Source organism: Glaciimonas sp. CA11.2 (genome assembly GCF_034314045.1).
Taxonomy (GTDB): domain Bacteria; phylum Pseudomonadota; class Gammaproteobacteria; order Burkholderiales; family Burkholderiaceae_D; genus Glaciimonas.
On sequence record NZ_JAVIWL010000001.1, the window covers coordinates 4,947,182 to 4,966,747 of the forward strand.

The following is a 19,566-nucleotide window of genomic DNA, read 5'->3' on the forward strand; positions in this document are numbered from 1 at the left end:
GTTACATAAAGAATATCATGATCCGAATATCACGCTCTTTGGTGAGCGCTCCCTTAAGTGACGGACAGAGATCGGCGCTCCGTAAAAAGGCGTATAGCTTTTTTGAATCGCCTCTCGAGGCACGCCGGCAGAACCGTTACGACTTTGATGCATTCAATCCCGATTGGAACATTCACGCTGTACGGGCCGCGCTTACCCAGCTATTTCACGGGAAATGTGCTTACTGTGAGTCGCCTCTTTCTGCAGCATCGGGGTACGTTCACCGTCACCGTCCAGCGAAGGATACGATTTCCGAAACCGGCGTATATCTGCCCGACCACTATTGGTGGATGGCCTATCGCTGGAGCAACATGTTTCTGACGTGTGCGATTTGTGCTAGAGCCAAGGGTTCAAAATTTCCAATTGAAGGCCCGCGTTCACCTGTCGACGGTCAGTCAGGATCGTTACGCGCCGAGCGTCCTCTTCTGCTGAATCCCTGTGAGGACGACCCGTCGCAGCATCTGATCTCTGACCGTAGCGGCAGACTCCTGCCCAGAACCTCGAGAGGTTATGTAACGATCGAGACCCTTGATCTGAATCGCCTAGATCTGGTTGGTGAGCGGAAAAAACTGGCGCAGACCGTTTCTATCGATCTTGAAGATATGTTAAACGAGATGACGAGCGACCGCGCACCGTACTCGGGTTTCGTGAGATCCCTCGTGTTTGTCAGAACAGATGAGGGAAAACAGGCACTGGGTGCTGCGCGGGCCAACGCGCAACATTTCAGCGAGAGAGCTGGAAATGAAGCCGGGGGCAGACCGGATGAGACGGCCGAGAAGGATTCGTCCAACTATATTGCCAGTGTATCGATGAGCAATGTTGGCCCTCTGGGTGACATTAAAATCGATCTGAACCGGAGTACTGATGAAAGGGCTCCATGGCTCGCGATCATTGGCGAAAACAATATCGGCAAGACATCGATTCTAAAAGGAATCGCTGTCGCACTTGCGGAAGGGAGCGCCATCAGGAAATACAAACCTGGGATGATTTCCGGATCGGATCATGGAGGCGTCACCGTAGAGCTCAGTAGGACCGGTCGAAATTCGGTCCAATGGAACGATAGAAATCGTCTCGAAGTGTCCCGATCGAATGGTAAGGTTTTGATTTTTGCATACGGCGCAACCAGACTTCTCGGACGGGATGAAGATAAAGAAAAACGTTCCAGAATAACCAACCTGTTTGACCCCTACCGTGGACTGACGGATCCTGTAAGATGGCTTCTTTCATTGAGCAACGAGCAGTTCGATTACGCGGCTAGAGCGCTCAAGTCCATATCCCATCTGCCAAAGGATGCCAAGCTTGAGCGGAATCCGAACACAAACGAAGTGTTCTTACGGAGCCACGGTGTACTAACTCCCTTCAACCGGCTTAGCGACGGCCTGCAGTCCATGCATGCACTGGCGTGCGACATCATGAGTGGTCTCCTCGAACACTACGTGGCTGCAGAGATCGCGGAGGGCATCATCCTTATTGATGAGATAGAAAACCATCTTCATCCAAAATGGAAAATGCAGCTGGTCCCGATGCTCAGAAAAGCATTTCCAAGAATGCAGTTCATCGTTACGACGCATGATCCCCTATGCCTGAAGGGGCTCAGTCACGGAGAGGTTCTGGTATTGCGGCGAGACCAACATGGAGTGGTCAGGGCGCTTGAGAACCTGCCTGACATCGGATCGATGCGGGTCGATCAGATACTTACTTCTGAGCACTTTGGTCTGTCGTCAGCTGTGGATCCTGATGTCGAGCGGCTTTTTGATGAGTATTACAGTCTTCTCCGTTACGAAGAGTTTGCACCCGCCGACCGCAGCAGGCTGGATGCGATTACGTTGGAATTGCAGAGCCAGCATCAGTTCGGCTTTACCCGGCGAGAGCGTTTGATGCTGGGTGCGATCGACCGATATCTGAGCGGGATCCCGGAAGCCGAACTAGACTCGAAAAAACTGCTTTCCGATCTCAACCGTAAACTGGCGCAACTGTCGTCTCCTAACGATGACAACAAGTGAGTTAGGCAAATGATTTTTATCGCACGCGGGAATGTCCCTGCCGTATTGTCCGCTACTGATGCAGATCGGCTGGACGAGCTAGCTCGTGCTAAAGCGCATTACAACAAGCAGGTACTCCCTCGCAAGGGGTTCGAATTTGTGCATTACAAACACGACTCGGTTAAGGTCGCCTTAAGGATAATGTTTGGCCGATTCTGTGCCTACTGTGAATCCGATTACGCCTGTGCGACCCCAGCTGATATTGAGCATTTCCGTCCCAAGGGCGCATATCTTGTTCAAGGCAAAAAGAAAGCGAAACTACATAAGCCTGGTTACTGGTGGCTGGGCGCGTCGTGGGACAATCTCCTTCTGTCCTGTCCCGGGTGCAACCGGGTCTGGACCCAAGAGATAAAAAGGGTTGCGCAGGCGCCGACAATGGACCTTGCAGGAAAGGGCAACTGGTTCCCTTTGGCTGATGAGTCCAAGCGAGCAACCAAGGAGGGGGATGAGGTACACGAGCAGTCAGTACTGGTTAATCCCTGCATCGACAAACCGAAAAATCATTTCAGGTTCCTTGAGAACGGGATGATAGAACCCATGGACATTCGGGGCGACATATCGATCAAGGTGTATGGGCTGGCGCGCGCCGACCTGGTCAGTTCAAGGTCAGATCACGCGAAGCGAATCCGTTTTGCGATGAGCATGTTAAAAATGGCAGTCAACGAACTCAACTTTGCCAGTCCAAATCCCTTTGAAAAGATCAAGCTGGCCCTGGACGAGATTTATGCGATCAGGAGGGAGCGTTACAAGGCAGTAGTACATGCCCTGTTTGACACAGACTTCAGGCAACTGATGGACGGGGTCGAGTCTGCTCTGCTGGATTACTTTAAGACCTAGAGGCGCACAGAAATCTTCAAATATCCTGTGCAAGTGCTGTAGGAGCCCGTCGCGCCTACGACCCACCGGCTGACACAGCAAGGAGGAATCGGAGGTGCTTAGTCGGACGAAGACGAGGTGACAATCTGCAGATGACATGATCTAGAAGGTCCGCTTTGGGGCTTGGATTCAACCGGTCAGAAGCGGCAGTTCCGCCAATGTCCGCAATCGCTGCATAGCTGTCATTGCAATGAAAAATCTGTACGACTCTTATTGGTCGATAGCGCGGGCATTAAGGGCAATATTGCCAGGGGCGATAACAGTGTAATCTGCGCCATTTCTGAGCTGACACTTCCTGTCAGATCAAACCATGACTACTGCATTGCACTCAATCAGGGCCGGGATTGCGTTTAGGCGATAATGCCGCCGGATCAATGGCCGGTGTTGAAGACGGTTGTAAACTGCTACCACTTTCTACTTTGGATTCCACCATTTGCTCAATGCCGGCACCCGGATCTTCGGTTCCATCCGCCTGCACCGCGACTTCATGCAAAATATGCTGCGAATTCAGCCTATCTTCCGTGGCGGAAGGTGAAGACTGATCCTTTTCTACGTGAGAGGTTGATCCAGAACTAGAAGTCTGGGTCGGTACTTTCTGAGCTAAGAATTTTTTATCTTCCTGCTTAAATTTCTCTTTGCTGGTATCCATTTCTGCTCCCAACTGTCTAAGAATTTAATCGCGCCCAAGTCCTATTGTAGACTCCGTATTCAAAACTTAAGGCTCAATCGACCATCCGGCATAGACATCACGCCTATCGTCTTCGTACTGCCACTTTACACCGCATTCCTCGCAGACGTAATGCGTCATGATGACTGCGGGCTGCCCCATATTGCGAACTTTCACCGGTTCACCAATTTGCGTCAACTTAGGATGGCCCACGCCTTTACGTTTTCTCAACTCTATTGCATTGCATGCTTGACACGACATACTGACTCCCTTTATTCGGACAACTCCAAAAAAATATCACCACGCTTCATTCGTCTAGCCAGCGTTGGAGTCGATGTCAGCCAGGCTTTCACGCCCACGTAATGTTATCTCAAAGCCATCGCCGGATTCGTTAGCGACGATATGCCCTTTTCTACCGAGAAAAACTTCTACGTCAGCTTCAAGCGGCGCGAGCGGGTCGGTCGAAATAGCCCGAAGTCCTTCAATGCAACTTTTAACGAATAGCGTTTGCTCGCCCTTTTCTGTTAGGGCCAGTTGCCCATTCTTCCCATAGGCAATATATTTCAAACCCGATAGGCGCTTAGCATTACGCGCTACGCAAGCCGTCTCTGGCCCACGGTTCCGTGTCCGCGCGATCTGTGCCAAGGCGTCGTATTCATCTTTTGTTAAACTTGTTGGACCGTTACTATTATTGTTACTCATTACTATTCCTGTTAAATATTCTTCTGTTATTTTCCGCTTGCTGAAAACCTGCATCATTTTAACGCAGCGCAATTAAACAGTTGAGTTGTAAAACAAGCTTATTACATAGAAAACTCTTTGAAGACCGCTAATAACCCTATTAATCATGTTATTGCATACGCAAGGAAACACAATGCCAGCCGAGTGCACTCACCGACCAGTGCAAACGCACTACCGGCGCGTTCTTTAATAGCCTCAATTGAATGACAATAGAACATCATTCATCGAGGTTGACACGCGTCAAAATGATAAACAAGAAATCGCATGCAAACCCTTCAATGTACGGAAAAATGGCACCGATACCTGGTCAGGCTATGCTTAGTCCCAATAAATGATGCGACAAATAAGTTCGAAGTTGTACATCCAGCAAGCCGAATAATTGTCGAATGTATATTGAACCGCCTTTAACTGAGTGGTCTGTAAGTGGATTTGCAAAGGCGTGGACGGAACGGGATAGACGGTGTGTTTTCTTTTTAATTGGTCGGCCAAACCGTCGATTTGTGACAAACAAACTGGCGATATCATTACATTAGTTACGCATCATATCGCCAGCAAAAATCACCAGTAATGTTGAACGTGTGGTCGAACTCGCTCACGATAAAGAACATCTATTGCTTGCAGCAAGCTATCTGGTAGCGGCGGCAAATCGGCGGCGATCATATTTTCTGCAACCTGATCCGCGCGCTTGGCGCCCGCTAATACGCAGGTGACCGCCGGTGACATCAATATCCAGCGCAGCGCCAGTTGCGCCATCGACATACCAGTCGGTACCAAAGCGCGCAACGCTTCAACTGCTTCCAAACCGGTGGCATAATCCAGCCCTGAGAACGTCTCGCCACGATCAAAAGCAGCGCCTTGTCGATTAAATTGACGATGGTCATCTGCTGCGAACGTACTGCTCGCATTGAACTTACCCGACAACATACCGGAAGATAACGGCAATCTGGCTAGCACACCTACATGACGACGCGTGGCTTCTGCAAAAAAGAGCTCTTGCGGACGTTGACGGAAAATATTGTAAATGATCTGAACGCTCTGCACATCCTGATATTCAATGGCCTTTAATGCTTCTTCCACCCTTTCAACGCTAACACCGTAATGCTGCACCTTACCGGCTTTGACCAAGTCATCCAATACACCAAACACTTCCGGCATGTAATAAACATCGGTCGGCGGGCAATGCAATTGCAGCAGATCTAGTGCATCAGTGTCCAGATTTCGCAAACTGCGTTCAACAAAGGCAGTTAAATTTTCGCGGTTATAACCGCCAGCAACATGCGGATCTAACCGACGTCCGGCCTTCGTCGCAATATGAAATTTTTCGCTACGTTCTTTGCGCAATTGCGCCAATAACCGTTCACTGCGGCCGTCACCATACACATCTGCAGTATCGAAAAAATTCACGCCTTCATCTAATGCCTTGTGTAACGCCAGACGCGACTCTTCATCGCTCACAGTGCCCCACGTTCCACCAATTGCCCAGCTACCAAAACTAACCGTTGAGACTTTCCAGCCAGTCCGGCCAAGTACACGATATTCCATTGATTGTTCCACCTTGATGTTGACTACTCATTAGTTGTCGACCGTTGCCGAGACTGAATTGCCGACATTGAATGACACTCTGCAATACGTCACTCTGTTCACTATAAGGGCTTCAAGAAAATACATCCAATGATAACTTTGCTTTGGTTGATACCGGTTTTGACATCAACACACCGACACTGTGCTCATTGATACCAGAATCACTGCCGTCATCATGGCGCTGATTGCGCTGCAAGTACTTTAGAAGGTAGCTAAACGCTATACAGATCCCGCTGCGGCAGCTTCCCTTGCCCGCTCTGCGTCATAGACTTTCAGATGTGCGTAAGCAATCCGCAAAGGTGACGGACTCTGTCACATCTTACTTCGTGGCAGACCTGAGTTATCAGGTCTGCCTGATGTCACAATGCGATCAAATGGCGCTCAATTTCAAACACATGCGCATCTTCTTTACCGAGCGCTCTGAGTGCTTCTGCCAGACCAACGAGATAGTCTTTATTGTCGCCGCTGGGACCAGCGGATGCGGCGATTTGTCGTGCAATCTCCAGCTCGGTCGCCGGTCCGAGGAAGGCCGAATTTTCTTCTGTCGCGATATAAACCAATCCCTGAGCGCTTGTGCCATCTTCAAATACCATCTCTGTGTAGAGACGCAGGTAACCGTTCTTTTCGCGAAAATCAAGCTGCTCTAAAATATCTGGCGTAATAAGATAGGCCATTCCTTCGCAAACTGCGTCAGTTTGCGGTATCAGCGTCACCACTCTGCCGGGCGCATCAAGCGTCCCGCGATGATCGTATGAGCCTTGCCAGAAGCGTCGGCTCCAATGTTTAATATATGCAGGCCGTCGTTCGACAAACGGAAAATCAACTTTGAATATCAACGATCCATAGCCGAATAACCAAACACTGGAATGTGCATTAAAACGATCCATCAATTTATTAATAGCCGTTGTATCAGCAGGCATGGCCAAACCTTTTAGCGCTTATTAGTAATCGTGTTAATAACCAACTACGGGGATTCAGAAACATGAAATTAGTTATCTATTAATTAAAACCTAATACTACAGAAATCTTTCTATGCTTGCTTGTCAAAATTAGCTGAAAGGTTGAAAAAACATAATCTGATCGTACACACTTTAAAGCCACACAAACGCATTTGACAAGATTAGTCGGGATTGCCATTTCCCTAAAAAACATCTATAAACTCTTCACCCTTCTTTATTATGAATGCTCTGCCCTCATGCCTTTTTTTGCCCCGCCGTCACCGCTTCACGCCATCGCATTACCATCGTTGATTGGGCGGGCGGTATGGATTAAACGTGATGACTTATACCATCCAACAGTCTCCGGAAATAAATTTCGCAAGCTTAAATATCCACTCATCGCGCTTAAAGGCCGCAAAGTTACACTGACCACGATGGGTGGGCCTTGGTCGAATCATCTGCATGCACTTGCTCATGCGGGCGCTTTGTTTGGATGGCCAACGCGCGGATTGGTACGTGGAACCGAAGCAATGAATACAGCAACGTTAGATGACTGTCGACAACTCGGGATGGAAATTCAATTTGTGACACGCGAAGACTATCGCGCGCTACGTGATATAACGGATGAATGGCGACGCTACCTATCCGAAACAAACGATGACGTCTGGTTTCCAGAAGGCGGTAGCTCGGCCGCCGCACTAAAGGGCGTAGCGGAACTAGTCAACGAACTTCCCTTTATTCCAGAAGTCATGATGGTGGCTTGCGGCACTGGTGCTACGATGGCAGGATTATTAGCAGGCATGCAGGGCAGAGGACGTGTAATCGGCATCGCCGTACTCAAAAATGCAGGCTATCTCCATAAAGAAATTGCATTATTACTGCAACAAGCTGGTTATCCATCCTACACAAATTATGAGCTTATCACCGATGCGCATCATGGCGGCTATGGAAAAGCACCGCCAGAATTACGACAATTTTGTCGCGATTTTTCGCAGGAAACTGGTATTCCTATAGAGCCGGTCTACACTGGAAAGCTTTTTTTTGCTTTGCGAAATATGGTCCACGCTAATGCATTTAGAGATGACGAACGCATTGTCGCTGTGCATACAGGAGGACTACAGGGAGCACGTGGATTTGCCGACTGACAGATCGCTTCGTATCGCCTTGGGCGTTACTTCTATAATGCTAAACCGAGACTTGCATTAGACGATCCGACGAATGTTGTAGGTTATACATTACTCAGATTTCACTTTCGCGTTCTGCCTATCGCGCCCGTAATGCCCATTGAGCTCACAATAATGCACAACACCGCAATTCCCTGCGATGACGTCAATCCTTCTTTTAAAAACAGATAGCCGGAAATCGCGCCCAAGGCAGGTTCAAGGCTCATTAGCATACTAAAAGTTTTGGACGGCAATCTTGTTAGCGCGATCATCTCAAGGCTGTAAGGCAGAGTCGACGAAAACAACGCTACCAGCAACGCAGTCGGCAAGATCGATAATGAGAACAAGTCAGTTCCCGCATGATAAAAGCCAATAGGAAATATAAAAATGGTCGCCACCAACGCACCTAATGGGACACTCATGCGGCCATTCGCATCACCCGCCTTTTTACCCGCGATGATATAAACAGCCCAGCAGGCGCCAGCAAACAACGCAAATAAGATGCCCGTCGTGTCTAGCGCCCCTGACAATTGTCCGATCGGCAATAACAGATACAACCCAAAGACGGCCAATCCTAGCCAGATCAGATCAGCAGGACGGCGCGAATAAAATATGGCAACGGCTAAAGGCCCAGTGAATTCGATGGCGACTGCTGGCCCCAACGGTATTGTTTTCAACGCCATGTAAAACGCGAGATTCATACAACCTAACGCGGTGCCATACATAATGATAGGACGCCAGGCGATCTGCGTTAACGGGGTTCGCCAAGGGCGAAAAATGGCACATAAAAAAATGGCTGAGAATCCGATGCGTAAAGCCGTCACACCTTCGGCCCCAATACCAGCGAATAAGCTTTTAGCCAGCGCAGCGCCGCCTTGCAGCGATGACATCGCGACTAGCAAGCAGACTATCGAAAGCGCTTTGCCTTGGCCCTTCGCCACCGACTGGACTGCGGGTGCTTCAGAAGAATGCTGCATGAATAGTCTTTTTTGAGTCACTACAAAAGAAATAACCAGCACATAACCAGTAAATACCAAGTAAATAATAACCGGCATCCGCTTAGATCACTTTGATGCATTTAAGAAATAGGGAAGATAGTATCCTTGATTTGCCGTTAACTCACCAGTCGACCAGCTATTCGAACCAAAGAGTAAACAGGGCGTTCTCAAAGACCAAGTGCAACACCTTCTGCTGTAAGGTGCCGCCATGGCGAAAATTTACAAACATTTAACTACTCAGGAACGCGCCGTCGTCATGACCATGCGCGACGACCTGTGCTCCACCCGATCCATTGCTAAACGCCTTTGCCGTTCAGCCAGCACGATTAGCCGCGAACTCAAACGCACCAGCGGTGCCGGCGTCTACGATGCCAATCTGGCCCACGCACAATGCCAGGCGCGTCGTGTCCTGCCGCGACGTCTTCCCAAACTGCACGCGGACGGGGCCTTGTTCCAGGTCGTCCGGCATCAGCTAAAACTCCTCTGGTCGCCGCAGCAAATAGCGCGCAAACTCAGGGCCCTTTGGCCCGACAATTCTGAGAAATCTGTGTCCCACGAGACCATCTACAACGCCATCTACTTGCACCCACGCGGCGAACTCAAGCGTGAGCTGATTGCCTGCCTGCGTCACCACAACCAGGTCCGTAAGCCACGCAGCCGTGGCACCGATCGCCGGGGTCAGATCCCAGATATGCAGAGCATCCACATCCGGCCTCCAGAGGTCGAGGACCGCCTCATTCCCGGCCATTGGGAAGGGGACTTGATCAAGGGTGCCGGCAACCGCTCATCGGTGGGCACGCTGGTCGAGCGCACGACCGGCTTTGTGGTGCTCGCCAAGATGGACAACGCAACCACCAAAGCGGTCGTCGACAGCTTCTCGGCGGTGCTCAACCGCGAGCCGGCAGCGATGCGCAAGACCATGACTTACGACCAAGGGCGCGAGATGCACGGCCACAAAATCCTCACCGAGCGCACCGGTGTTCAGATCTATTTCGCCGACCCGCACAGCCCTTGGCAGCGCGGGTCAAATGAAAATACCAACGGCTTGTTGCGCCAATACATGCCCAAGGGTTCGGACCTGTCGATCTACTCTCAGGACGAACTCGACGCCATCGCCTTGTCGCTCAATACGCGTCCAAGAGCAAGGCTCGATTATGAGTCGCCACTCGTCGTTTATACTCAGCACATCGCGTTGCTACAACATCCGACTGACACTGTTAATTAACCCAGTGTTGCGCTTGGTATTTGAAACCGCCCAGTCTTGATCGTAGCCCAACTGATCGATGCAACATGGAACGTTAACAAGCTCAGAAGAAAAAAAATGGCGAACGTTGGTTCGCCATTTTTTTAAATCAGCCCAACAGAAAAATTTATTTTTTCTTTTTTGCACCGTTAACAGCGTCTTTAAATGCTTTACCTGCGGTGAATTTGACCGTCGTTGCTGCTTTAATTTTGATCGCTTCGCCTGTACGTGGATTGCGTCCGGTGCGAGCAGCACGCTTACCACTGCCGAATGTACCGAATCCAATTAATTGTACGGAGTCGCCCTTTTTTACCGCTTTAATGACGTTAGCAATCAAAGAATCGACAGCACGTTTAGCGGCTGCTTTTGATAGTTCACAATCTGCAGCAATACCTTCAATCAATTCATTTTTATTCATTTGGTGACTCACTCTATAGGTTGATAGAAAGAAAATTCTAGCACTGCATTGCCTAAAAGAAAATGAAACGTCGGTTATCAGGGCAAAATAGATGAAAATACACCCTATTTAACATAAATGCACACCCTCAACGCCTGTTCCTCTCCTGAAATTGCCGTGTTAGGGGATAATTACGTCTACATTCCTGCATGCGCAACGACCTCTTTATTGTTACGCCAACAGATTCTTGTATTCACTTAATCAAACAATCATGCCAAAAAACAAGCGCCCAATACCCCGAAAATCCGCCCCTTCCGACGAAGAAATTCAGGATGCTTTAGTTCAGCAACTGTGCGATCTGTCTATCGGTCTGGCCGAGCAGGAAATCGGCGCAAGCAACGAAAATAACGAATCGGATGGTTCAAATGGACCATCAAACGATACCTTAAAAGAACAAGAGCGCGAAGTGTACAAGATCATTAAAAAAAGTCTGCATCAAAAGAAAGACGACGTCTTATACGAATCGCTAGACCGCTTAAAACACGCAGACACGGCCGTCTACCAATTGCTAAAAGAGCGCATTGAAGAGGCTGCAGAAGTAGTCTTAACGCGTCGTGATGAAGGTATTACAGTTGAAATCAATGCATTTTTAATCCCTATGTTCGTACGCACGATCGGTGGCCTAGAGTGCGCGCAGTCATTTCAAAATCAGGATGCCTTCGATTTGCTGACCAAAAGTTTGCAAAAGGCGCAATTGGAAAGTCAGGACGCCACGGTCGTTCTGGTTAGCTACGCCTATCATTTGGATGAAATCGACAGCATCACTTTTAGCCACATCAACGCCATGGTGCGCGAAGCGCTGGCATCGATGACCGACAAAAAAGCGGCTGCGACACCCGCTATTGAGAGTAGCTTTGGCGGTTGGCCTGACAGCGATTTCGGGCCGGATGATATCGCGGTCGAACTGCGCTTTTTGCTTGGCTTTACGTTAAAGACTGCTGATGACGCGTTTTATCACGTCCCGGATGAGGACGCTGCCGTTGACGCTTATTTTGAAGCGCGTGAGAAGCGTTTCCAAAGTTGGACAGAGCAAGCCGCACCGCTCGTCAAGCAATGCCTTATCACCGATGACCGCGAAGTCGATGTTAATTTTCTCTATCAGGATCTATTTCATGGCGGCAAAGAACGCGGTATCGCCGAATACTTTATGCTGCAAATGATGTCGGAATTAAATCACGGTCTGGAACAGCAAGGTGTCAGTGCAGAAAATACTACCGCCATTATCGGACCGGCGGAAGTTCGCGGCGACGTGGTTTTGCGCGTGAATTTATATAACGAATCCGATGGGGCGTTGATCGCATCGTCAGAAAAACCTTCCGCGGTTACCCGTGAACTAGGTATTGAAATCGAAGATACCTACGATGCACTGACGACAATCGGCGTCAGATCGTTGTCGATTGCGATGAAATTTGATGTTTACGGACAAGCTATAGACGTTGAGGCTTATGTAGAAGGGGAAGCCGAAGCTGAAAAGAAGGCTACATAGGCCGATAAAACGCAAACGCGAGTACGCACTAAAAAACTAGCGCGTTGTTCGTATTTGTCTGGTATTCATCTCGTATTTATGGCGTCTCGGTGTTTCTGCGACCACATCTCGGCTAGCCTTTAGTGACGAGAGCAGTTTTAATTCGAGAAGAACCAAGCGCACGCTCAGCAATGCTGGTGCGCTTGACGGCAGCCTTTTAAACCGCCCATCTCCTCAAGTCAACTCAGATAACTATCAACTCCATCATGCAAGATCATTACTGACTGCCGCTCGGCATCGCACCAGAGGGTGGAATGATTATCACAGGGGGGCCTACCTCGGTGGTCACACTCTCTCTTAAAATCCCACCAGACTGAGAACTTCCTCCGACTACGCCACCCGGCTGCATACGCTGAACACAATCCGAACGATCTTTTTCAGGCAATGCATCGCAACGGCTCAATCTATTTTTCTCGAGTTGCGCTTGCGGATCGGTCAACTGACCTTTTTTTGCTGCCTGAAGTGCCGCGCCAGCTTCACGCAGGCAAGTAGGCCGGTCTTCATTGGATGTACCGTTCATACAGGCGGTGCGTTGCCTTTGATAAGCGGCATTCGCATTCGATTGATTGCTATCTGCGGCTTGTACGGAAGTACCAAAAAGCATCGCCAGTAATGCAGCAAGGGCCAAAAATGAGGCACGAAAATGTTTGAACTTGCTTTGTGATGATGTATTTGATGTCTGGATCAGGTATCGAGGGGAAAGCATAAAAACCTCCTTTTAATAGCGGCCAATAGATATCTGGCTGCTGAAGACGAATTATGTTGCGAATATCGATGATGCCAGTGTTGGACTTCTTAAGATGTAATAAATTGTCTCAAACCAATTAAAGCCAGAAACAGAGGAGCACTAAAACGTTTGTGTGACATATACCTCGTATTGGTGGGATACGTACTATTGCATCCCACCAAACCAAACTTCAACCACCGCTCCCGATGATTGAAGCCCATTGAAGCTGAGCTTAGCCTTGTGACCATTAAATTTCTGTGATGTTCAATCGATTCTTAATCTGCCTGCAATAATTTTCCCGGAGCGGCTTTTTTTGCAGCAACCGCCTGATGATCTTCAGCCAGGAACAAATACATGGCAGGAACAACAAACAGCGTGAATAATGTGCCGATTGACAGGCCGGTAAAAATCACCAGCCCCATCGCATGCCGCCCCGCCGCGCCCGCGCCAGATGCGATCACCAGCGGTAATACACCAAAGACCATGGCCGCAGTCGTCATCAAAATAGGCCGCAACCGCACAGCGGCAGCCTCTTCAATCGCCTGCCGTTTACCTACGCCGGTTTTTTGTAGTTGATTCGCCACCTCAACAATCAAAATACCGTGTTTGCTGATAAGCCCCATCAGGGTCACCAAACCGACTTCGGTATAAATATTGATCGAAGCAAATCCCAAAAAGATAAACATCGTGGCCCCGAACAATGCCAGCGGCACGGACACCAGAATCACAATTGGATCGCGGAAACTTTCAAACAATGCAGCCAACGCCAGAAACACAATAATCACCGCAAATAGCATAGTCACGAGGAACCCGCCCGACTCCTGCATGAACTGCCGCGACTGTCCCGAATAATCAACCGTATAACCGCTCGGCGCGACCTCGGCGACTGCGCTGCGCATGAAAGCCAACACATCCCCTTGTGAGGAACCAGAAACGCCTGAAAGCGTGACCGAATTGAGCTGCTGAAAACGACTGATCGCTTCCGGCACTACGTCGTATTTAATATGGGCAACAGTGCTCGCTGGAATCATCGTACCGGTTGGCGTCTTGATGTAAAAATTCAACACCTCGGACGGATTTAAACGGTTGACTTGCAAGACCTGTGGAATCACCTTATACGAGCGCCCCGCGATCGAAAAATAATTGACGTAACCACCGCCCAGCGCAGCACCTAACGCAGCGCCCACATCTTGCTGCGTCATACCAAGCGCGGCAATCTTATCCCGATCCACCACCACTGTCGCCTGCGGTTTATCGATCTTCAGGTCAGTATCGATAAAGTAAAATTTGCCGGAAGTCCGCGCCTTGTCCAATACGAGTTGTGCGATGGTATTGAGATTTTCGAAAGGCTCGGTAGTGGTGATAACAAACTGCACCGGCAATCCAGACGAGCCCGGCAAAGCGGGAAACTGAAACGCTGCAATTTTTGCACCGGCAATCTTATTCCACTGCGCCTGCAAATCTTGTTGAATTTCCTTGGCGCTGCGGGTTCGATCTTCCCACGATTTCAATAGCATGCCGCCAATACCGGCATTCACGGTAGGCACACCGGTTATCTGGAACATTTGGCTATACTCAGACATGCCCTTGCCGACCTTGAAAACCTGGTCCGCATACCTTTGCATTTGATCCGAGGTAGCCGTTGGTGCACCGACGACCTGAGACAAGACGATGCCCTGATCTTCTTCCGGCGCAAGTTCCGATTGCGACATCTTGAACATCAGGCCAAGCACCACCATCAATATCACCGCCATCACAATTAACACCGGCCAGGTATTCAACAATGAATGCAAGGTGCGCTGATAAGTGTGATGGACCTTTTCAAATACCCGATCGATTTTTTGTACAAAGCGCCCCGTGTCCTGCTCCGGACGGAAGAAGCGCGAACACATCATTGGTGACAAGGTCAAGGCGACCACGCCCGATACAGCCACCGCACCCGCCAGCGTGAACGCAAACTCCGTGAATAACGCACCGGTCAGACCACCCTGAAAACCAATCGGTACGTACACCGCAATCAGCACCACGGTCATGGCCAGAATCGGACTACCAAGTTCACGCGCGCCCAGCAACGCGGCATCCATCGGCGACTTGCCTTCCTTCATATGCCTGTCAACGTTTTCCACCACGATAATCGCATCATCCACGACCAGACCGATCGCTAGGACGATGGCCAGCAGGGTCAGCAAATTGATGGAGTAACCCAATGCCAACATCACAAAGAAGGTACCGATCAACGACAACGGCATCGCAATCACCGGCACCAACACAGCGCGGACACTGCCGAGGAAAAGGAAGATCACAATCGTTACAATCAACAGCGCCTCAACCAAGGTTTTAATAACCTCTTTAATCGAGGTATTGATGAACGCAGTTGAGTCGTACACAATTTCGCCCGTCAAGCCCGCTGGCAACTGTGACTGAATACTCGGAAAAACGGCGCGAACACGTTTAGCAACGTCCAGAATATTGGCATCTGGCGCAACTTTGATACCAATGAACACTGAACGTACGCCGCTAAAGGCTACGTTGAAATCATAGTTTTCAGATCCAAGCGAGACTGTCGCCAGATCCTCCAGTCGAACCACGGAATCACCACTGTTCTTGATGACCAGTTTCTTAAACTCATCTACCGAATGGAGATCGGTACCAGCGGTCAACGGTATCGTGACCATTTGACCTTTGGTTGATCCCAGCGCCGCCAAATAATTATTATTCGCCAGGGCCTGACTGACATCCGCAGCTGTCACGCCATAAGCAGCCATTTTTGTAGCGTCAAGCCACGCTCGCAGCGCAAACAAACGCGCACCCAGCAACTCGGCTGTCTGCACGCCATTTACCGAATCCAGCTTAGGCTTGACCACCCTGCTTAGAAAATCGGTCACGTTATTGGTCGGCAACGTGTTGCTGTAAAAACCCAGATACATGGCATCCGTGGTCTGACCTGTCTGAACGGTCAGTACTGGTTGCTGCGCCTGCGCTGGTAACTGATTTTTAACCGAGCTGACTTGGGTATTAATTTCGGTCAAAGCCCGATTGGCATCGTAGTTCAGCCGCAAAGTTGCCGTGATGGTTGAGACGCCACTACTGCTGGAGGACGACAAATAATCGATCCCCTGCGCCTGCGCAATCGCCGACTCGAGCGGTTGCGTAATAAAACCCGCTATCGTCTGCGCATCAGCGCCGTAATAGGTAGTCGACACGGTAACAACGGCGTTCTGCGTTTTTGGATACTGATTGATCGGCAAGCTAAACAGTGAGCGCAATCCCAGCACCACCAGGAGCAAGCTCACCACCATGGCCAAAACAGGTCGGCGGATAAAAATATCGGTGAAATTCATAAAGGATCGCCTTGGTGGCCTCAGTGTTCCTGCGGAGTCGGGTTTGGATTATCGAGTGGCTCGACCGTATTGTTAATGACTACAGCAGTACCGTTTTTCAACTTCAATTGTCCACTGGTAACCACACGTTGGCCTTCCTTCAGACCGGTCAATATCGCGACCTGATCACCTCGCGTTTCGCCGGTTGTCACAAAAACCTGCTGGACTACAAGATCGCCTTCTTTAGGCGCGTTGGCCGCATCTTTAGGTGCATCCTTAGGTGCATCTTTAGAGCCATCTTTTTGTGGCGGTTTCTTCTCGGCCGGCGCGATAACGAACACAGTGGACCCGTACGGGTTGTATGTAATCGCGGTTTGCGGCAGCGTCAAATACATCTTCTTGCCACCTATTTCAACGTTCACATTTGCAAACATACCTGGCAATAGCTGGCGCTTGGCGTTAGACACCGTAGCCTCAACCTGCACATTTCGCGTAGCCGGATCCACCTTGGAACTGATGGCGGTGACCTTACCACTGAAGGCGGTATTGGCGTAAGCGTCGTTCGTCAGATTTAATACCTGTCCAACCAATAATCCACCGAGTTGTTTTTGCGGGATATAAAAGTCAACATAGATTGGATCAATCGTTTGCAGCGTCACAATCTTATCGCCAGGATTGAGATATTGCCCCGGATTAACTGTCGTTATTCCTAACTTACCCGCAAATGGAGCGCGAATGGTCTTCTTATCAACCGTGGCAGATTGTTGGTCGGCTAATGCGCGCTTGCTCTTTAAATCGGCCATATCGCTATCGATCTGCGCCTGACTAATCGCCTGCACTGCAAGCTGTTGTTTGTCACGCGCTAATACCGAGGCCGCAAGTTCAGCATTGGCTTGTAGAGAGTGCAATTGGGCAATGTCGGAATCAGCGTTCAGTTGAACCAGCAACTGTCCGGCTTTAACATCCTCACCTGACTTGAAATTGACTGTGCGTACCAACCCCGCAATTTCGCTCGTCACATCAACGCCTCGCACCGCCACCATCGTGCCGACCGACGATAAATGCGGCTGCCATTCAACGTTTTTAATCGTCGTAGCCGAAATCGTTTGAGCGCCTTGTTTGGGCGCACTAGCGATCAATTTTCTGATATGAAGAAAAAATCCAAGAGCCAATAAAGCAATCAAAAAGATCACCGCTCCAAGCATAATGAGCATGCGTTTAGTCATGGATACTTCCCTTTAGCATTCTGAATTCAGATGTTATTTGTTGATTTTTGTTAGGTCTATTGCGTGCAGGGTAAAACAGGCATAACGTCTACATTATTGCCGCTTTCGGCTCCGGGTACTAAGTACTGAGTACTAGGGTCACCACTAAAGTAGCTGTCACAGCCACATTGTCCAACGTGCAGATCGATCAATCTTCTTTAATAGGAACAGGCAAGGTCACCCCTGTGGACGCCGCTGCCAACGTGGCGCGATTCCACCAGCCGCCGCCAAGCGCCTGAAACAACGCGGCGCTGTCGGCATAACGTGCCGCTTGCGCCTGAACCAACCCGACTCTCGCCTGTTGATAAGTGCGCTGTGCGTCGAGTAGCGTGAGATAACTAATTGCACCAAGCTTAAATTGTTGCGTGCTCAGGTTCAAAGATTCCCGCGACAGGGATTCGACTTCGGCCTGTTGCTTCAGCGTCGATGCGTCTAAATCTAACGCTCGCAGTGAATCCGCCACATTTTGAAATGCAGTCAGCACGGTTCCGCGATAATTCGCCGCAGCCACATCGTACGCAGCAATCGCCGCCCGCCGTTTGGCGGTCAGTGCGCCACCATTAAAAATCGGTTGAGTCAGTCCTGCGGCCAAACTCCAAATCGCCGCACCGCCAGTAAATAGCTTAGGAAACTCAGTGGCAACCGGACCATAACTTCCGGTCAAATTGATTTGTGGATAGAGATTGGCGGTGGCGACACCAATTTGCGCACTGGCCTGGTGCAGCAAGGCTTCGCTGGCGCGAATATCCGGTCTTTGTCGAACCAGCGCCGATGGTAACGATACCGGCATTTCTTGTGGCAGTTGCAACGATCCCAGATCGAATTCAGACAAACCCGCTTCGCTTGGAAGCTTGCCCGCGTAGACGGATAATTGGTTACGCGTTAAAGCTAATTTTTTTTCAAGCGGCGGTATCGTCGCGCGCGTCTGCGCGACCGTATTGCGCTGAAGCAGAATGGTCGAACGCGCGATAGCACCAAGGCTGAACTGTTTCTCAATCACGTCTAACTGCTGCTCTTGTGCCTTGAGTATCTCGCGCGTAGCCTGAAGTTGAGCCCGCAATGAGGACTCCTGAATCGCGGTTGTCACCAAATTTGATGTCAGGGTCAAATAGGTCGCTTCTACCTGAAACTGTTGATAGTCAAGACTAGCCTGCAGCCCTTCCAGCTGACGACGGTTAGCGCCGAATACATCCAACGTGTATGACACGTTGACTGAAGCGTTATACAAATTAAAAATTCCTGAACCTTGGCTGTTTAGTGGACTAGCCTTCTCACGCGTAGCGCCAAGTTGGCCGGAGACACTAGGAAAAAGCAGACTGCCAGTTTGGGCGCGCAAATTTTCCTGTGCTTCACGCAACGAAGCTTGGGCAGAAGCCATGCTTGGACTACGTTTAAGCGCGTCACGAATCATTTGATCAAGCGCAGCAGATTGAAAGAGTGACCACCATTGTGCCGGAATATCTTGCCCAATGGAAAAACTCTGTGCAATCCCTGCAGGACCGGGCGCAGCGTCAGTTTGTTGCGGAAGCGACGTCGGGGTGTAATGATCACCAACGTCAGGTACATCGGGGGCCTTGAAATCAGGACCCACGGCACATCCGGCGAGCAGCAGCAACATAGCCACACTCAACCGTGCACGCGCAGTCAGATAAGAACCTCCGCTTATGTGCTGGCGCATGGCCTGCAATCCAGCCTTATGCGCTCGGTTTCTTAGCTTATTACGTGGTCGATTTGTAGGGATCATGGTTCTTATCCGACTGTGTGATATACCGACACCATAGCTTGAAAGAGTTAATTCAAATAACAGCAACTTATCGCAGATTTTACCTAATTTTTCTAATCTTTTCTGACAGAGAATAACCGCTTCTCTGGCCTGTGCTCGCTGTTAAAACAAGTTAAGCACTGGTAATATTGTGAGGCTTTTAACTACGTTTGTTGTTTCTTTAACCTTGGGGAAAATTGGTTAAAGGTTGATCTCACTGAC

16 protein-coding genes are annotated in these 19,566 nt (G+C 49.7%); 5 read left to right on the top strand and 11 right to left on the bottom strand.

From position 1 onward, the window contains the following. Positions 1–17: 17 nt before the first annotated feature. The gene (locus RGU75_RS21360) at positions 18–2,042 is read left to right on the top strand and encodes an AAA family ATPase (RefSeq protein ID WP_322239447.1); all 2,025 of its coding nucleotides are present in this window, start codon (positions 18–20) and stop codon (positions 2,040–2,042) included. 9 nt (positions 2,043–2,051) lie between these two features. Further along, the gene (locus RGU75_RS21365; RefSeq protein ID WP_322239449.1) at positions 2,052–2,918 is read left to right on the top strand and encodes a hypothetical protein; all 867 of its coding nucleotides are present in this window, start codon (positions 2,052–2,054) and stop codon (positions 2,916–2,918) included. Between the two features lie 367 nt (positions 2,919–3,285). On the opposite strand, the gene RGU75_RS21370 is transcribed toward RGU75_RS21365, so the two are convergent. The 5 genes from RGU75_RS21370 to RGU75_RS21390 all read right to left on the bottom strand — a co-directional run bounded on the left by RGU75_RS21370 (position 3,286) and on the right by RGU75_RS21390 (position 6,866). Then, positions 3,286–3,606: a hypothetical protein gene (locus tag RGU75_RS21370; protein ID WP_322239451.1), complete on the bottom strand. Its 321-nt coding sequence runs from the start codon at positions 3,604–3,606 to the stop codon at positions 3,286–3,288. Positions 3,607–3,672: 66 nt separating this feature from the next. Beyond that, complete coding sequence (locus RGU75_RS21375; RefSeq protein WP_322239453.1) at positions 3,673–3,885, bottom strand: hypothetical protein; 213 nt, start codon at positions 3,883–3,885, stop codon at positions 3,673–3,675. A 54-nt stretch (positions 3,886–3,939) separates the two neighbouring features. Continuing rightward, positions 3,940–4,326 (bottom strand): hypothetical protein, encoded by a 387-nt coding sequence (locus RGU75_RS21380; RefSeq protein WP_322239455.1) that lies wholly within the window; start codon positions 4,324–4,326, stop codon positions 3,940–3,942. A 597-nt stretch (positions 4,327–4,923) separates the two neighbouring features. Next, entirely contained in the window at positions 4,924–5,907 is a 984-nt protein-coding gene (locus RGU75_RS21385; RefSeq protein ID WP_322239457.1) for an aldo/keto reductase, read from the bottom strand. A 398-nt stretch (positions 5,908–6,305) separates the two neighbouring features. After that, on the bottom strand, positions 6,306–6,866 hold the full coding sequence (locus RGU75_RS21390) for a gamma-glutamylcyclotransferase (protein ID WP_322239459.1): 561 nt from the start codon (positions 6,864–6,866) through the stop codon (positions 6,306–6,308). Between the two features lie 275 nt (positions 6,867–7,141). Between RGU75_RS21390 and RGU75_RS21395 the strand changes: the two genes are divergently transcribed. After that, a complete protein-coding gene (locus tag RGU75_RS21395; RefSeq protein WP_322239461.1) occupies positions 7,142–8,029 on the top strand; it encodes a 1-aminocyclopropane-1-carboxylate deaminase/D-cysteine desulfhydrase in 888 nt (295 codons plus the stop codon). A 101-nt stretch (positions 8,030–8,130) separates the two neighbouring features. On the opposite strand, the gene RGU75_RS21400 is transcribed toward RGU75_RS21395, so the two are convergent. Further along, positions 8,131–9,024, bottom strand: coding sequence for an EamA family transporter (locus RGU75_RS21400; protein WP_416186837.1), 894 nt, complete (start codon positions 9,022–9,024; stop codon positions 8,131–8,133). Positions 9,025–9,253: 229 nt separating this feature from the next. Between RGU75_RS21400 and RGU75_RS21405 the strand changes: the two genes are divergently transcribed. Beyond that, the gene (locus RGU75_RS21405) at positions 9,254–10,270 is read left to right on the top strand and encodes an IS30 family transposase (RefSeq protein WP_322234666.1); all 1,017 of its coding nucleotides are present in this window, start codon (positions 9,254–9,256) and stop codon (positions 10,268–10,270) included. A 145-nt stretch (positions 10,271–10,415) separates the two neighbouring features. Here the strand turns inward: RGU75_RS21405 and RGU75_RS21410 are convergent, their stop codons facing one another. Further along, positions 10,416–10,706 (bottom strand): HU family DNA-binding protein, encoded by a 291-nt coding sequence (locus RGU75_RS21410; protein ID WP_322239463.1) that lies wholly within the window; start codon positions 10,704–10,706, stop codon positions 10,416–10,418. A gap of 250 nt (positions 10,707–10,956) precedes the next feature. Here RGU75_RS21410 and RGU75_RS21415 point away from each other — a divergent pair, with 250 nt between their 5' ends. Continuing rightward, the gene (locus RGU75_RS21415) at positions 10,957–12,231 is read left to right on the top strand and encodes a DUF2863 family protein (protein ID WP_322239465.1); all 1,275 of its coding nucleotides are present in this window, start codon (positions 10,957–10,959) and stop codon (positions 12,229–12,231) included. A 256-nt stretch (positions 12,232–12,487) separates the two neighbouring features. Here RGU75_RS21415 and RGU75_RS21420 read toward each other — a convergent pair whose 3' ends face one another. From RGU75_RS21420 to RGU75_RS21435, 4 genes are all read right to left on the bottom strand, one after another. Further along, entirely contained in the window at positions 12,488–12,976 is a 489-nt protein-coding gene (locus tag RGU75_RS21420; protein WP_322239467.1) for a hypothetical protein, read from the bottom strand. A gap of 296 nt (positions 12,977–13,272) precedes the next feature. Next, complete coding sequence (locus tag RGU75_RS21425; RefSeq protein ID WP_322239469.1) at positions 13,273–16,338, bottom strand: efflux RND transporter permease subunit; 3,066 nt, start codon at positions 16,336–16,338, stop codon at positions 13,273–13,275. A gap of 20 nt (positions 16,339–16,358) precedes the next feature. Then, positions 16,359–17,543, bottom strand: coding sequence for an efflux RND transporter periplasmic adaptor subunit (locus RGU75_RS21430; protein WP_322239471.1), 1,185 nt, complete (start codon positions 17,541–17,543; stop codon positions 16,359–16,361). Positions 17,544–17,730: 187 nt separating this feature from the next. Next, positions 17,731–19,326 (bottom strand): efflux transporter outer membrane subunit, encoded by a 1,596-nt coding sequence (locus RGU75_RS21435; RefSeq protein ID WP_322239473.1) that lies wholly within the window; start codon positions 19,324–19,326, stop codon positions 17,731–17,733. Positions 19,327–19,566: the final 240 nt, after the last annotated feature.

Coding starts and splice junctions, on each gene's coding strand:
- RGU75_RS21390 (WP_322239459.1), bottom strand. CDS start 6,866: ATGCCTGCTGATACAACGGCTATTAATAAATTGATGGATCGTTTTAAT.
- RGU75_RS21410 (WP_322239463.1), bottom strand. CDS start 10,706: ATGAATAAAAATGAATTGATTGAAGGTATTGCTGCAGATTGTGAACTA.
- RGU75_RS21435 (WP_322239473.1), bottom strand. CDS start 19,326: ATGATCCCTACAAATCGACCACGTAATAAGCTAAGAAACCGAGCGCAT.
- RGU75_RS21420 (WP_322239467.1), bottom strand. CDS start 12,976: ATGCTTTCCCCTCGATACCTGATCCAGACATCAAATACATCATCACAA.
- RGU75_RS21405 (WP_322234666.1), top strand. CDS start 9,254: ATGGCGAAAATTTACAAACATTTAACTACTCAGGAACGCGCCGTCGTC.
- RGU75_RS21395 (WP_322239461.1), top strand. CDS start 7,142: ATGCCTTTTTTTGCCCCGCCGTCACCGCTTCACGCCATCGCATTACCA.
- RGU75_RS21425 (WP_322239469.1), bottom strand. CDS start 16,338: ATGAATTTCACCGATATTTTTATCCGCCGACCTGTTTTGGCCATGGTG.
- RGU75_RS21360 (WP_322239447.1), top strand. CDS start 18: ATGATCCGAATATCACGCTCTTTGGTGAGCGCTCCCTTAAGTGACGGA.
- RGU75_RS21375 (WP_322239453.1), bottom strand. CDS start 3,885: ATGTCGTGTCAAGCATGCAATGCAATAGAGTTGAGAAAACGTAAAGGC.
- RGU75_RS21430 (WP_322239471.1), bottom strand. CDS start 17,543: ATGACTAAACGCATGCTCATTATGCTTGGAGCGGTGATCTTTTTGATT.
- RGU75_RS21400 (WP_416186837.1), bottom strand. CDS start 9,024: ATGCAGCATTCTTCTGAAGCACCCGCAGTCCAGTCGGTGGCGAAGGGC.
- RGU75_RS21370 (WP_322239451.1), bottom strand. CDS start 3,606: ATGGATACCAGCAAAGAGAAATTTAAGCAGGAAGATAAAAAATTCTTA.
- RGU75_RS21385 (WP_322239457.1), bottom strand. CDS start 5,907: ATGGAATATCGTGTACTTGGCCGGACTGGCTGGAAAGTCTCAACGGTT.
- RGU75_RS21415 (WP_322239465.1), top strand. CDS start 10,957: ATGCCAAAAAACAAGCGCCCAATACCCCGAAAATCCGCCCCTTCCGAC.
- RGU75_RS21365 (WP_322239449.1), top strand. CDS start 2,052: ATGATTTTTATCGCACGCGGGAATGTCCCTGCCGTATTGTCCGCTACT.
- RGU75_RS21380 (WP_322239455.1), bottom strand. CDS start 4,326: ATGAGTAACAATAATAGTAACGGTCCAACAAGTTTAACAAAAGATGAA.